This window comes from Acinetobacter sp. AM (assembly GCF_003105055.1).
GTDB classification, from domain to species: Bacteria; Pseudomonadota; Gammaproteobacteria; order Pseudomonadales; family Moraxellaceae; genus Acinetobacter; species Acinetobacter tibetensis.
The window spans coordinates 87,460-99,598 of sequence record NZ_QETG01000004.1 but is presented as its reverse complement, the minus strand read 5'-3'; the positions used below and the strand labels follow the sequence as shown (position 1 = coordinate 99,598).

General features: G+C 39.8%; 15 protein-coding genes. 6 read left to right on the top strand and 9 right to left on the bottom strand.

Annotated features, from left to right (window positions below):
• Positions 1-54 precede the first annotated feature (54 nt).
• The 5 genes from DCO44_RS03640 to DCO44_RS03620 are packed head-to-tail and all read right to left on the bottom strand — an operon-like array spanning position 55 to position 2,534.
• On the bottom strand, positions 55-609 hold the full coding sequence (locus DCO44_RS03640; protein WP_116759248.1) for a septation protein IspZ: 555 nt from the start codon (positions 607-609) through the stop codon (positions 55-57).
• Positions 606-854, bottom strand: a complete 249-nt coding sequence (locus DCO44_RS03635; protein WP_116759247.1) for an acyl carrier protein — start codon at positions 852-854, stop codon at positions 606-608. The genes DCO44_RS03640 and DCO44_RS03635 overlap by 4 nt, the downstream gene beginning before the upstream one ends.
• Before the next feature lie 9 nt (positions 855-863).
• Positions 864-1,124 carry a phosphopantetheine-binding protein gene (locus tag DCO44_RS03630; RefSeq protein WP_004684308.1) on the bottom strand — a complete coding sequence of 87 codons (261 nt, stop codon included), beginning with the start codon at positions 1,122-1,124 and terminating at the stop codon, positions 864-866.
• Positions 1,108-1,920, bottom strand: coding sequence for a lysophospholipid acyltransferase family protein (locus DCO44_RS03625; protein WP_116759246.1), 813 nt, complete (start codon positions 1,918-1,920; stop codon positions 1,108-1,110). The genes DCO44_RS03630 and DCO44_RS03625 overlap by 17 nt, the downstream gene beginning before the upstream one ends.
• Positions 1,914-2,534: a beta-ketoacyl synthase chain length factor gene (locus tag DCO44_RS03620; RefSeq protein WP_116759245.1), complete on the bottom strand. Its 621-nt coding sequence runs from the start codon at positions 2,532-2,534 to the stop codon at positions 1,914-1,916. The genes DCO44_RS03625 and DCO44_RS03620 overlap by 7 nt, the downstream gene beginning before the upstream one ends.
• Positions 2,535-3,301: 767 nt before the next feature.
• On the opposite strand from DCO44_RS03620, the gene DCO44_RS03615 reads away from it, so the two are divergent.
• Together DCO44_RS03615 and DCO44_RS03610 are read left to right on the top strand one after the other, a co-directional pair.
• Positions 3,302-4,516 carry a DUF1615 family protein gene (locus tag DCO44_RS03615; protein WP_116759244.1) on the top strand — a complete coding sequence of 405 codons (1,215 nt, stop codon included), beginning with the start codon at positions 3,302-3,304 and terminating at the stop codon, positions 4,514-4,516.
• Positions 4,483-5,130 (top strand): HAD family hydrolase, encoded by a 648-nt coding sequence (locus DCO44_RS03610; protein WP_116759243.1) that lies wholly within the window; start codon positions 4,483-4,485, stop codon positions 5,128-5,130. The genes DCO44_RS03615 and DCO44_RS03610 overlap by 34 nt, the downstream gene beginning before the upstream one ends.
• 75 nt (positions 5,131-5,205) lie before the next feature.
• Here the strand turns inward: DCO44_RS03610 and grxD are convergent, their stop codons facing one another.
• Entirely contained in the window at positions 5,206-5,547 is a 342-nt protein-coding gene (gene grxD, locus DCO44_RS03605) for a Grx4 family monothiol glutaredoxin (protein WP_016166729.1), read from the bottom strand.
• A gap of 238 nt (positions 5,548-5,785) precedes the next feature.
• Here grxD and DCO44_RS03600 point away from each other — a divergent pair, with 238 nt between their 5' ends.
• A complete protein-coding gene (locus DCO44_RS03600; protein ID WP_116759242.1) occupies positions 5,786-6,997 on the top strand; it encodes an aspartate aminotransferase family protein in 1,212 nt (403 codons plus the stop codon).
• 75 nt (positions 6,998-7,072) lie between these two features.
• On the opposite strand, the gene DCO44_RS03595 is transcribed toward DCO44_RS03600, so the two are convergent.
• From DCO44_RS03595 to surE, 3 genes are all read right to left on the bottom strand, one after another.
• Positions 7,073-8,002: a LysR family transcriptional regulator gene (locus DCO44_RS03595; RefSeq protein WP_116759241.1), complete on the bottom strand. Its 930-nt coding sequence runs from the start codon at positions 8,000-8,002 to the stop codon at positions 7,073-7,075.
• 95 nt (positions 8,003-8,097) lie between these two features.
• Positions 8,098-8,910, bottom strand: a complete 813-nt coding sequence (locus tag DCO44_RS03590) for a peptidoglycan DD-metalloendopeptidase family protein (RefSeq protein ID WP_116759240.1) — start codon at positions 8,908-8,910, stop codon at positions 8,098-8,100.
• 124 nt (positions 8,911-9,034) lie between these two features.
• A complete protein-coding gene (gene surE / locus DCO44_RS03585; protein ID WP_116759239.1) occupies positions 9,035-9,802 on the bottom strand; it encodes a 5'/3'-nucleotidase SurE in 768 nt (255 codons plus the stop codon).
• Positions 9,803-9,906: 104 nt separating this feature from the next.
• Here surE and DCO44_RS03580 point away from each other — a divergent pair, with 104 nt between their 5' ends.
• The 3 genes from DCO44_RS03580 to dacC all read left to right on the top strand — a co-directional run bounded on the left by DCO44_RS03580 (position 9,907) and on the right by dacC (position 12,108).
• Positions 9,907-10,278 carry an MCR_0457 family protein gene (locus tag DCO44_RS03580; protein ID WP_116759238.1) on the top strand — a complete coding sequence of 124 codons (372 nt, stop codon included), beginning with the start codon at positions 9,907-9,909 and terminating at the stop codon, positions 10,276-10,278.
• A gap of 179 nt (positions 10,279-10,457) precedes the next feature.
• Entirely contained in the window at positions 10,458-10,841 is a 384-nt protein-coding gene (locus DCO44_RS03575) for an MCR_0457 family protein (protein WP_116759237.1), read from the top strand.
• Between the two features lie 118 nt (positions 10,842-10,959).
• Complete coding sequence (gene dacC / locus DCO44_RS03570) at positions 10,960-12,108, top strand: D-alanyl-D-alanine carboxypeptidase PBP5/6 (RefSeq protein WP_116759236.1); 1,149 nt, start codon at positions 10,960-10,962, stop codon at positions 12,106-12,108.
• Positions 12,109-12,139 lie beyond the last annotated feature (31 nt).

Below are 12,139 nucleotides of genomic sequence, written 5' to 3'. Positions count from 1 at the left end.
TTCTAATCGCTATAGTTCGAGGCCACCGTTTAAGTTGCCCTAACGGAAATGCTGTTATTTCTGTGCCTGATGCAGTCGCTGTTGACGCTTACGCAAGATAAACTCACCCAGTAACAGTCCACCCATCAAGACATAAGAGATCAAGCTGTTATACAGCACCCAAATCTTCATTGGTGCGAAAAAAACGGTGATCAAGGCAATGACCACATTGATGCAGAAAAATCCACACCAAACTTTGGTCACTTGACGGGTCCATTCTACCCCTTCTTCGGGCAAATTAGGCTCTGCCAAACGTGCAAAACGTTCAATCATCGAAGGTGGTCGAATCAAGGTACTGGCAAAAATAAACAGCGCTCCGAGACTCATAAAGACAGGGTAGAGTTTAAGCCACGCATGATCTTTTAAAATCAAACTCAGCCCACCACATAAAATAGCAAAACCCGTCAATGGCCACAGCAAGGCATTACCCTTACTCAATAAGCGCAGGACGCCTAGTGCAATCAATACCGCACTGACCCAGACATACTGTCCATGCGCTAAAGCATAAGCCACAAAAAAAGGATAGAGAATCAATCCGACCCCTGCTATCCCTTTTAAAATATTGTTCATGCAGCAGACATATTCTGAATCACGACCACCACATCTTGCACGGTACGCACATTTTTAAAGTCTTCAGGATTGACTTGTTTACCTGTCAGTTCTTTAATTTTCACAACTAAATCAATGGCATCAATACTGTCAACATCAAGATCTGAAGCCAAGTTTGATTCTAACTGCACCTCTTCAGGCGCAATTTCAAACAAATCTTCCATCCATTCACGTAATTTTTCTAACACGGTTTCTTGAGCAAGCATAGCAACCTCTTATGCTGTTTTCTGTGCTTCAACCAAAGCCACTAAACTTTGAATTGATTTAAAATGTTCTTTGGTATCTGCTGACTCTGCATTCAGATGAATGCCATAACGCTTTTTCAATGCCAAACCCAGTTCTAAAGCATCAATCGAATCCAAACCCAGACCATCACCAAACAAAGGCGCATCTGTATCAATGTCTTCAATACGGATGTCTTCAAGGGCGAGGACATCAATAATCATTTGCTTTAATTCGTCAGCAAGATTGCTCATTTACGGATAACTCTTGGTTAAAAAACCACTGTAATTGTTGATTTAATTGACGCACATTTTTGGGATTGACCGTTACATCATCCAATACGTCTTCCACTCGGATCGCATCCAGCACTTTCACATGGATATGAAAAGGCTGTTCTGGAATGTGATACCATTTTTCATTTTTGGTCAGGGTCGATGGCGTGCAGGTAATCAGCACAGGGCGAATCGGCACACCTGCACGCAGAGCAATATTGGCCGCACCACGCTGAAAGTCATTTAGCTGCTCACCTTTTGCCGTCCGCGTCCCTTCAGGGAAGATCAACAAGGACGCCGCATGATCCTGCTGTAATTTGTGTACACAGTCCTGAATAAATTGTTCAGAACCTGCATTTAAAATATAGCCTGCGCTTTGTACAGGGCCTTTGGTAAATGGATTTGACCACAGCGCCTGCTTGACCACGCAGTTTGCTTGTTCCATTAAACCAATTAAAACCACCACGTCAATCAGTGTCGGATGATTAGCAATGACCAACTCCTGCTGGCTGTGTTGTAGTTTATCTAAGCCTTCAACCGTATAGGTCATAATGCCCAGTTTCACCATCATTTCGGTGAAACCTTTAAAACTGTGCTTAATCACTTTTTGAGTGCGCTGCTTTCGAAGCTCAAGGTCTGCTGAACTCAGCTTGACCAGGGGTGCAATCAAACCACCAATCGCCACGCCACCTAAGCCAAAGCTGGCAAAACTAAACCCTGTCGCTCCAACGCGCCAGACATAGTTGGCTTTTTGCTTGATTCGATTTAATTTCAGCATTTTGTCCACGCTTCAGATTCAGTTTGCTCAGGATTAGCCCAAAACGCATTAAATGCTAAAGCCTGCTGATACGCTGGCGTTGAATCCGTATGCTTTGGCGTCAACATCAAATTGGCAGGCGCTAATGAAATCATCGCTGCCATCGCAAAAGCAGCAAATGGCTGATGCTCGATATACATTTCTGGCAAGGCTTCATCATAATACACCAGTAAAACTTGACGGGCTTCGGGCATTGTTTTTAACCACGCATAGGCTTCAATCAGCCCATCATTCCACGAACCCGCCAAACTGGTCGCAGGTGTCGTATCCTGACATAAAATAGAATAGAGGCCTGAAATTGCATTATGTACCGACGTTGAAAATTGAGTCGGTGAAGGGGTTTGCTCGCTTAACACATCTTCTAAAATATTTAGTGTTTTTGCTTCATCGCCATATTGCGACACCCAAACAATATAATCGACATTGCAGGTGTCTAAAGTCTGCATTGCACTGTTCAACGCCAGTTTTGCGAGATGTGATAAGCGTCGACGTTGCATCGCAGGAATTTTTTCTATAGCTGGTAATTCTTGATCAACCGAACTCATATTCAAGCGGGATATGTGGAGTTGCATCATAATTAGCAGTATTAAGAAAGAAATATTATCAATGCCAAATTATAGCATTTACAAAAAAATAACACAAAACAACAACTTTAAGCGTTAACTTAAATAATTCACGCAAGTTAAAGCAACAGAATTTTAAAATAAATCGACTAACAAAAACCAGCCGGCATTATTCTATCAAATAGTCTTTTCAAATTGAATAGTTTTCCATAGCTGCGTATTAGTTAAATTTTATTTATACCTACTAAATCCATATAATCCAAACACTTATTATAAATATAAATGATATCAATCGCAGTAGGTCGCAAGTCTTTTAAATTTCAGTGAAAACATCAAAAGAATACAAAATCAGTTCATGACAAAATGCTGTTTAAAATTTGATAGCGCGTATTTTATGTTAATCAAACTCCAGTCATCTTGACTATCTAGCATCATTAATTCTGAACATTAACGTCTTCACACACCATATAATAAATTTTGACCAAGCCTATTCATTCACTGTTTTATTTATATAGCCCAAACAACCCATATCATCAAAGTAATGCGATTAAGTCCTCTTTAGAGAAAACCAATCTCCGTATCCTTCAGCACCTCAACTATAAAAATTTTTAATATATCAACTCTTAAACCGACTTACTCCCCCCACTGTCGCAGGAGCAACAATTAAATTATTTGACAGTTGATAGAGACCAATATACATATATTCATAACTTTTAATCAGCAACATAGTATACTGCACCTGCTCTATTTGCTCACCCCTTACCTATTGCCCAGAGACTATGAGAAAAACTGCTTTTTCTGTATCCCTAATTCAATCACTAAAGCCATTAAGTGTATTAGCACTCTCATTTAGTCTTATTGCCTGTGGTGATCACTCATGGTGGAAAGATGACGAGCCTACTTTAAACAGTGATCAAATTAAGCGTCTTATTCCATCACGTACGAATGACCGTAGTTCTTGGGCTAAAGATATTTTCGACATTACCGAACAATTGGGTATTCCACAAACCAAAGAAAATATTTGCAGTATTGTGGCCGTAGTCGATCAAGAGTCTAACTTTGTTGCCGATCCTAAAGTGCCAGGTTTGGGTGAAAAAGCAGTTAAAGAAGTGCAAGACCGCCTCACTGAAAAATTTACCGATAAATTGGGTGAAAAAATTGGTGGTACCGTTGCTGGTTATTTTGAAGAAGTCTTAAAAACGCAACCAAGCCCTGAAGATAACTATTTAAGTCAAATGCGCCGCGTACAAACCGAGCGCCAATTAGACGAACTTTACCGTGAAATTTTCGACTATATGTCGCAGCATTATCATGTTAGTGCACTTACTGGCGCTGCCAAACTGGTTGGGCAAGATGTCGGTGAAAAAATGAATCCAATTACAACATTGGGTTCTATGCAAGTCCATATTGGATATGCCAAGGCGCATAAGCGTCAAGGTGGTAATATTGCTGAGTTACGTACCGATTTATACAGCCAATACGGCGGATTATATTACGGCATTCACCGTTTAATGATGTATCCAACGGATTATGACAAGGCGATTTACCGTTTCGCTGATTACAACTCAGGGATGTATTCGAGTCGCAATGCCGCTTTCCAAAGCATGTTAAATGACTTGACTGAAGCCGAACTCAGCCTTGACGGTGACCTATTACTCTATGATAAAGATGGTTCTGTACGTTCAGCAAAAAGCGAGTCAGAACGTGAGTTAATCAATGTATTTGCTCAAAATAACGTTTTAGTTACACCACGGCAAATTCGTAGTGATTTGAAAAAAGAAAAAGAGAAAGATTTTGAAGAAACTGCGACCTATCGCGCAGTGACTAAATTATATGAAGAAAAAACAGGTAAAAAGGCATTCTATGCCATGATGCCTCAAGTGGTCATTTCTGGACCCAAATTAAGTCGTGATTATAATACCAACTGGTTTGCCAGCCGTGTGAATGGACGTTATGAAACATGTATGCAACGGGCGAAACGCATAAAAATCTAGCATTATTCGATTTTGATGGCACTTTGTGCAAAAAAGACAGCTTTACTGGCTTTATTTTTTTTGCACTCTCCAAACGACATATTGTTAAACAAGGCTTGAAACTCTTGCCATGGATTCAAGCCTACTATTTAAATGTCTACCCTGCCCACGCCATGCGACCAAAACTGTTCTATGGCATGTTTAAAGACACAGATTATGCTGAAATTCAGCAAATTGCTGAAGAATATGCACATCAACTGATGCACGAATTAGAGCCTAAATTTATTGAGCAATTGCGACAACATCAAGCCCTTGAACATGATGTGGTTTTGGTTTCAGCATCGGTCGATTTATATTTAAAACCATTATGCCAATTATTGTCGATTGATCTCATTTGTACTGAAACTGAAATTCGAGATGGTCGACTTACAGGATATTATCAATCTGCCGACTGTAGTCGAATTGAAAAGAAGAACCGTGTTTCTCAGCAATATCCTGTGGCTGAATATGCAAGCATTTACGCTTATGGTAATAGTGAAGAAGATTTGGAAATGTTCAGCCTAGCGCAATACACCTATATGGTGGGACACGACCAAGACCTCCCCGCATTACGACCACATTTAAAAATGGCGTAACAGCCCTCAACTTCTATATTCCTACGCATAAAAAAAGCCAACTAACTGTTGGCTTTTTACTACATCAGCAATTGCTTATGCTTCTGGTGCAGGGCTGTATTGTTCAACTAAAGGCTTCAATTCACCTTTTTGGAACATATCGAGCATGATATCGCTACCACCGATTAACTCACCGTTAATCCACAATTGTGGGAATGTTGGCCAGTTCGCAATACGCGGTAATGTTGCACGAATATCTGGATTTTCTAGAATATTAACGTAAGCAAACGGACGACCAATTTGACTGAGAGCTTCTACCGCACGTGCAGAAAAACCACACTGTGGAAATTGCGGAGTGCCTTTCATGTAAAGAAGAACTGCGTGTTTAGCAATCTGGTCACGAATTAACGCTTCTGTATCGCGTGTTTGTTCAGTCATTGATGAATCCTCAACTAATCTGCCTTGCATTATACCCAAAACACAACAAAACAGTATGCTTAAAGCAATATTTCCAGTTTTATTTGCATTCAGACTTTAATTCTAGATGAGATTTTGCTTATATAGGCATTGTTTTCCAATTCTCATCGAATTGGAAAATCAATCCACTATCATTTTCATACTTTCCATATGCCGATGCTAGTGAAGCTTTTAATTTCTTATCAAATACGAGTTAGTTATGAATACCTTTACTCAAGCCCCTATACAAACTGATCAACCATCTCATTTGATGCCAGTGTTTGGCCGTCAACCGATCAGCTTTGTCCGAGGTCGAGGAACGTATTTATACACCGCAGATGGAACTGAGTATTTAGATGCCTTAACAGGTATTGCAGTTTGTGGTTTAGGACACTCGCATCCTGAAGTGACCCAAGCTATTGCAGAACAAGCGGCTACGCTTATTCATACCAGCAATTTATTTGAAGTCCCTTGGCAAACTGCTGCTGCACAAAAACTTGCACAAGTTGCAGGCATGGAAGAAGTTTTTTTCTCGAATAGCGGTGCAGAATCGAATGAAGGTGCAATCAAAATTGCACGTAAATTCGGACACTTACAAGGTATTGCAACACCTAAAATTATTGTCGCAGATCATTCATTTCATGGGCGTACCTTAGCGACTTTATCTGCTACAGGAAATAAGAAAGTCCAAGAGGGCTTTGGACCTTTGGTTGAAGGTTTTATTCGCGTACCTTTTGGTGACGTAGAAGCCATTGAAGAAGCTGCAATTCAACATCCAGATATCGTGGCTATTCTGGTTGAACCTATTCAAGGTGAAGGCGGTGTAAATACAGCACCGCAAGGCTTTAGTTATTTAGAAGATATTCGTCGCATCTGTAATCAACACAATTGGTTAATGATGCTCGATGAAGTTCAAACAGGTAATGGTCGTACAGGTAAATATTTTGCTTATCAACACACCAATATTGTGCCAGACGTACTTACTACAGCTAAAGGTTTGGGTAATGGCTTCCCGATTGGTGCTGTGATGACCCAAGGTCGTGGTGTAGGTGTGCTCACTGCTGGAAACCACGGTTCAACGTATAGTGGTACGGCTCTAGGTTCACGTGTGGTTTACACTGTTATCGATGTGATCGAGAAAGAAAACTTAATTGAAAATGCAGCAAATATGGGACGCTATATTGTTCAGCAGTTGGCACAACAGCTTTCTGATCAAAAAGTAGCAGTGCGTGGTTTTGGATTGATGATTGGTATCGAATTACCTAAACCATGTGCAGAATTGGTTCATATTGCGCGTGATCAACATCAACTGATTATTAATGTAACTGCGGGTTCAGTGGTACGTTTATTGCCACCATTAAATATCACGCAAGAGCAAGCCGATCAATTGATTCAACGTCTAGTCACTATGATTCAAACTTACCTTGTTTAAGCACAAAGCGATGTAATATGTATTACATCGCTTAACAAAAAAAGCCGCGTTTAGCGGCTTTTTTATTTCAGCTTTTTATGAAGCTTCTTGATAAATTCTGCCACCGGGTAATTGGCTAAAATATTGTTTCAATGCATCTAAACAACGGTGAATTTTCATAGGCTGTTGTTCACGTTTAGATGTAATCGCATATAAGTAAAAATTAGGTAATTTCCACTCTGGTAATACCTCTACCAATGTACCATTGACTAAATCTTTCTGAACATCAAGATATAAAATTCGAGAAATTCCATGTCCTTGCAAACATAAAGACTTGGCAACCAACACATTATTGGTGGTTAAACGCGACTTCATTTCAATACTCGCAGTTTCACCAGAAATACCATGTTGGAATGCAAAACTTTCATAGTTTTTCATTAAGTTAACAGGAATCAAATCATGATTCTTTAAATCTTCTGGCCGCGAAATTGGTGCCGTCTGATTTAAATAACTTGGTGAAGCAACTAACACTTGTTCAACGCGGGCCAGTGGAACCGCATGTAAACTTTGATCTTCAATTTTCGGACTCATGCGTAACGCAATATCAATTCGACCTTCTATCAAATCAATATAATGATTGTCCGCTTCCAAATGAACAGCTAAACCTCGATGGGCCGACATCCAATGTGATAATGCAGGAATAACGTGATTTGCACCTAACTCTGGAGTTGTCGAAATACGCAACTCCCCAACTAGGTCATCGCGTAATTCGTTAATACGAATCTTCCCACGCTCTGCAGCAGCTAGCATCTCTTGGCAGCTATGAAAAAAAGCTTGTCCAGCTTCAGTCAAACTCAATTTCCGTGTCGAACGATGTAGAAGGATCACTTCCATCTCGTGTTCTAAAGAACGAATCTGTTGGCTTACAGCACTTGTAGTAATTCCTAACTCTCGTGCGGCTCCGCTAAACGAACATTTTTCCACAACACAAGCAAACACTCCCATTGCTCGAAGTTGATCTAACATAAATTTCCCTCTAAACTTATGAGATGCTCCTACCTTTCGATAAAAGCAACTCATTGGATTATACGGTGAAATTTAAAAGTTGTAATGATCTTAATTTAATTTATTGGTAAAACATTAGTCGGATTGATTGGTTTACCATTTAAGCGTACTTGAAACTCAAGCATGGTACGGCTTGCACCAGATGAACCCATCTCCGCAATTTTTTGACCAGCCGTTACATTTTCTCCGCTTTTCACAATCATCTTGCTGTTATGTGCATAAGCCGTAATATAACCATCAATATGCTTAACTAAGATTAAGTTACCATATTCTTTCAGCCCATCAGCAGCATAAACCACTTGACCATTTGCAGCGGCGTACACTGGATCACCTACATTTCCACTATAACGAATACCTTTCACATTATTGGCTAAATTGAAGTTTTCAATTACAGCGCCATTCGATGGTTTAACCCAACGCAAAGAAGTTACTTGTGCTGGAGTAGCAGGTACAGAGCTGGTGGTCGAAGGTGTTGTCGTGGCTGGCGGAGTGGTTGGTAACGTGATTGCCTGACGTTGAATCGGAGCCGTTTGAGTGACTGCTTGAGTCGTGGTGGTACGACGATTATTGCCCGAGCCTTTCAACTTAAGTGACTGGCCTACATATATGCGATACGGCGGTGCAATATCATTCATATCGGCAATGCTGACATAACTTAGTCCATAACGTGCCGCAATTCCACTCAAGGTATCGCCAGAGCGCACAGTATAATAGTCTGGAGCCGTTGCGTAACGGGTCGGATTATTAATTTGAGGTTTAGATGCACATCCACTTAAAATAGCAGTGGTCACAATAGCAGTTGAGATTACTAGGGTTTTCAACAATGCTGTTGGCGTAGCAAAGATCCGATTTTGCGACATCGCAGGCATTTATCTTCCTCTCTATATGTCTTTATTGGTTTTCATGCGCGTAAGAGTAGCAAAAATATTTTGAAAAAATCCGCATTCACGGACTTTTTCACAAAGTTACAACATTTACAAGACTTTTGATGTTTTAGCGATACTGTTCATGCAAGTTCTGTAAAATTTCATAATTGGTCGCATCCATTTGAATGGGGGTAATACTGACAAAACCATTAGCAACAGCAAAAAAATCAGACTCAATACCTGCAATCCCCTTTTTTGGCTCAGCCACTGCCTCACCAGACAAGCCAATCCAGTACACTTGACGACCACGTGGATCGACATGACTGGTAATCGGTTTAGATTGATAGCGACGACCTTGATAGGTGATTTTCTGACCTTGCAACTCGACGACATCAGGAATATTAATGTTCAAAATATGACGCGGTGGTAATTCTGGTAAACCTGCCTGAATAAAGTCATGCACCCATTGTGCTGCAACCGCGTAATCTTCTGGATGCTCATAACTACGTACATTGCTTCCTGCTAAAGAAACTGCTATTGCAGGCTGTTTCATTAAACGCCCTTCAAATGCCGCACCGACTGTACCTGAATACAGTACATCATCACCAAGATTGGCACCGCTATTAATGCCACTGACCACCAAATCAAACTCAAAATCGAATAATCCGTTCATTGAAAGATACACGCAATCCGCTGGTGTTCCATTCACCGCCCAAACATCTGGTGCAATAGAGATTGGTCGCAGCGGTCGATCTAAAGTTAAAGCACTGGAAAAACCACTTCGTTCACTTTCAGGTGCTACAATCACCACACGACCTAATGGTTTTAACGCACGTGCTAAAGCTTGTATCCCTGGCGCAAAAACACCATCATCATTGGCTATTAGAATATTCACAAAAAACTCGCCTTAAAAAGTGACTGACTAGAACATTTCATTGAATTATATGTGAAATTATATATATTAGCGCTCAATATCTATCACTAAATGAGTGCCTTACAATGATTAAAACTTTATCATTTCGTAGTGTTTTGGGGTTTGGTCTTGCAGTTTTATTTACTCAAACAGTCAACGCAAATGATGGTTTAAGCCAAGAAGAAGCCAATAGCATTCTAAAAGAAGATATCGCTTCTACTCAAATTATGGCTGAAGTCTGCCCTGCGGTTATTGGGAAGAATGCAAAATTAGATGCGAATGTAAAATTACTCACCCAAATGTATTTAAAAGACTACTCTGGTTCAATAACTATAGATCAACTCCAGTCTGACCCAGAATATAAATCTATTTTGCAAGAAACACGTAAAGCTGCTCAAGAAACCAGTCAAGAAGAACAACAAGCTGTATGTATGGATGTTGTTGAATATCAAGCGTAATTGCTGAAATTACTTACGAATGACTTCAAGTCAAGTTGTTCGTAAGCTTTAATTGTATTTTACCAAGTCCACAACTTCTTCACTATGTTCAACCATTTATATACACTTTCCCTCTTCCATTTCTACATAATCTGTTTAACCTTAGCTCACATAGATTGATCTTTTTGAGTTTATTGTTTATGAAATTCACTGCTTTAAAAACAACATCTTTAGCTTTACTCACCGCGTTTACTTTTTCTTTCACTCATGCAGAAGAAAGCAAAGACGAAAATATTGAAGTCACACCAAACCAAACAGTTACTCAACAAGAACTTGCTGCAATTTATGTACTTTCAGAAATTTGCCCTAGCCTAGTTGACAATAAAAATGGCTTTGAACAAGGCTATGCCAAACTTGCACATGAACATCTTCCTGAAGAAAAAGATGCTGTTTCTGCATTGGCTGAATTAAGTAAAAACAAAAAATTTAAGCCAATTTTAGCTGAGGCAAAATCTGATGCTAAAACTGCGGGCGATGATAAAAATAAAGAAATCTGTCAAGAATTGACCACCTATAGTAATTGAAACAAATTGGTTACAATACTTTTGAAATAAGCCGATTTCACAGGTAGAAGTCGGCTATGCTTTGTCCTAGAATGCTAAGTTCTTTGTGCTTACATCAAGATATTGGAACCCGCTAGAAATGATCCGTAAAAGCGCCCTTGCTGCAACATTACTATTACCAAGTTTCTCTTTCGCAGCAACTGTCTTATCTACGCCGCCAGAACTCAATAATAAATCTTATGTTTTGATGGACTATGAGACGGGGCAAATCCTCGCAGCGAAAAATGAAAATGAAAAGTTAGCACCTGCTTCAATGACAAAAATGATGACCAGTTACATCATTGAACAAAAACTGTTGAAGGGTGAGCTGACTGAAGATGAAAAAGTTCGTATGAACGAATCTGCATGGTGTCGTGGTAGTAGCACAGAATCATGTATGTATGTACCACTTAATGGTACGGCAACAGCTTTAGAAATGTTGCGTGGTATCATTATCCAATCGGGTAATGACGCGTCTAAAGCAATGGCTGAGCATATTGCTGGAAATGAAGGTACTTTTGCTTACATGATGAATGAAGAAGCAAAACGTATGGGCATGACCAATACCCACTTCATCAACTCGACTGGTATGCCTGCGGATGGTCACTATTCAACTGCAAAAGATATGGCAATGCTCGCACAACATATCATTCATGACAGTTCAAAATACTACCCAATCTATTCTGAAAAAGAATTTGCATTTAATGGCATTAAACAAGGCAACCGTAATGCCCTGCTTTATACTGACCCAAGTGTAGATGGTTTAAAAACAGGTCATACGGAAGAAGCAGGTTATTGCATCACCACTTCATCAAAACGTGGTCCAATGCGTTTGATCTCTGTTGTATTTGGTACTCCAACGGTACAAGAGCGTGCGACACAAACACGTAGCTTATTAGCTTGGGGCTTTGCAAACTTTGAAACTGTTAAAGTTCAACCTGCAAACCAAGTTTTGGCGAAAGCAAAAGTTTACTTTGGTAAAGAAAATGAAGTTCAAATTGGCTTAGCCGAAAACTTCAATGTGACTATGCCTAAAGGCAAAGCAGATGCGATTAAAACGCAACTTGTGGTTCAGCCTAAACTCACTGCTCCTTTACAAAAAGGTCAAGTGGTTGGTAAGTACGTTGCAAGCTTAGATGGCAAAGTGATTTCAGAGAAACCTTTGATTGCATTACAAGCGGTTGAAGAAGCTGGATTCTTTGCACGTTTAATCGACCATATTAAACAATTCTTTGCAAACTTATTTTAAGATTTAACGACTTAAACTAAAGTTAAAGCAT

Coding starts and splice junctions, on each gene's coding strand:
- DCO44_RS03620 (WP_116759245.1), bottom strand. CDS start 2,534: ATGATGCAACTCCACATATCCCGCTTGAATATGAGTTCGGTTGATCAA.
- DCO44_RS03640 (WP_116759248.1), bottom strand. CDS start 609: ATGAACAATATTTTAAAAGGGATAGCAGGGGTCGGATTGATTCTCTAT.
- DCO44_RS03580 (WP_116759238.1), top strand. CDS start 9,907: ATGATTAAAACTTTATCATTTCGTAGTGTTTTGGGGTTTGGTCTTGCA.
- dacC (WP_116759236.1), top strand. CDS start 10,960: ATGATCCGTAAAAGCGCCCTTGCTGCAACATTACTATTACCAAGTTTC.
- DCO44_RS03630 (WP_004684308.1), bottom strand. CDS start 1,124: ATGAGCAATCTTGCTGACGAATTAAAGCAAATGATTATTGATGTCCTC.
- DCO44_RS03590 (WP_116759240.1), bottom strand. CDS start 8,910: ATGCCTGCGATGTCGCAAAATCGGATCTTTGCTACGCCAACAGCATTG.
- DCO44_RS03595 (WP_116759241.1), bottom strand. CDS start 8,002: ATGTTAGATCAACTTCGAGCAATGGGAGTGTTTGCTTGTGTTGTGGAA.
- DCO44_RS03610 (WP_116759243.1), top strand. CDS start 4,483: ATGTATGCAACGGGCGAAACGCATAAAAATCTAGCATTATTCGATTTT.
- DCO44_RS03615 (WP_116759244.1), top strand. CDS start 3,302: ATGAGAAAAACTGCTTTTTCTGTATCCCTAATTCAATCACTAAAGCCA.
- grxD (WP_016166729.1), bottom strand. CDS start 5,547: ATGACTGAACAAACACGCGATACAGAAGCGTTAATTCGTGACCAGATT.
- DCO44_RS03575 (WP_116759237.1), top strand. CDS start 10,458: ATGAAATTCACTGCTTTAAAAACAACATCTTTAGCTTTACTCACCGCG.
- DCO44_RS03600 (WP_116759242.1), top strand. CDS start 5,786: ATGAATACCTTTACTCAAGCCCCTATACAAACTGATCAACCATCTCAT.
- DCO44_RS03625 (WP_116759246.1), bottom strand. CDS start 1,920: ATGCTGAAATTAAATCGAATCAAGCAAAAAGCCAACTATGTCTGGCGC.
- DCO44_RS03635 (WP_116759247.1), bottom strand. CDS start 854: ATGCTTGCTCAAGAAACCGTGTTAGAAAAATTACGTGAATGGATGGAA.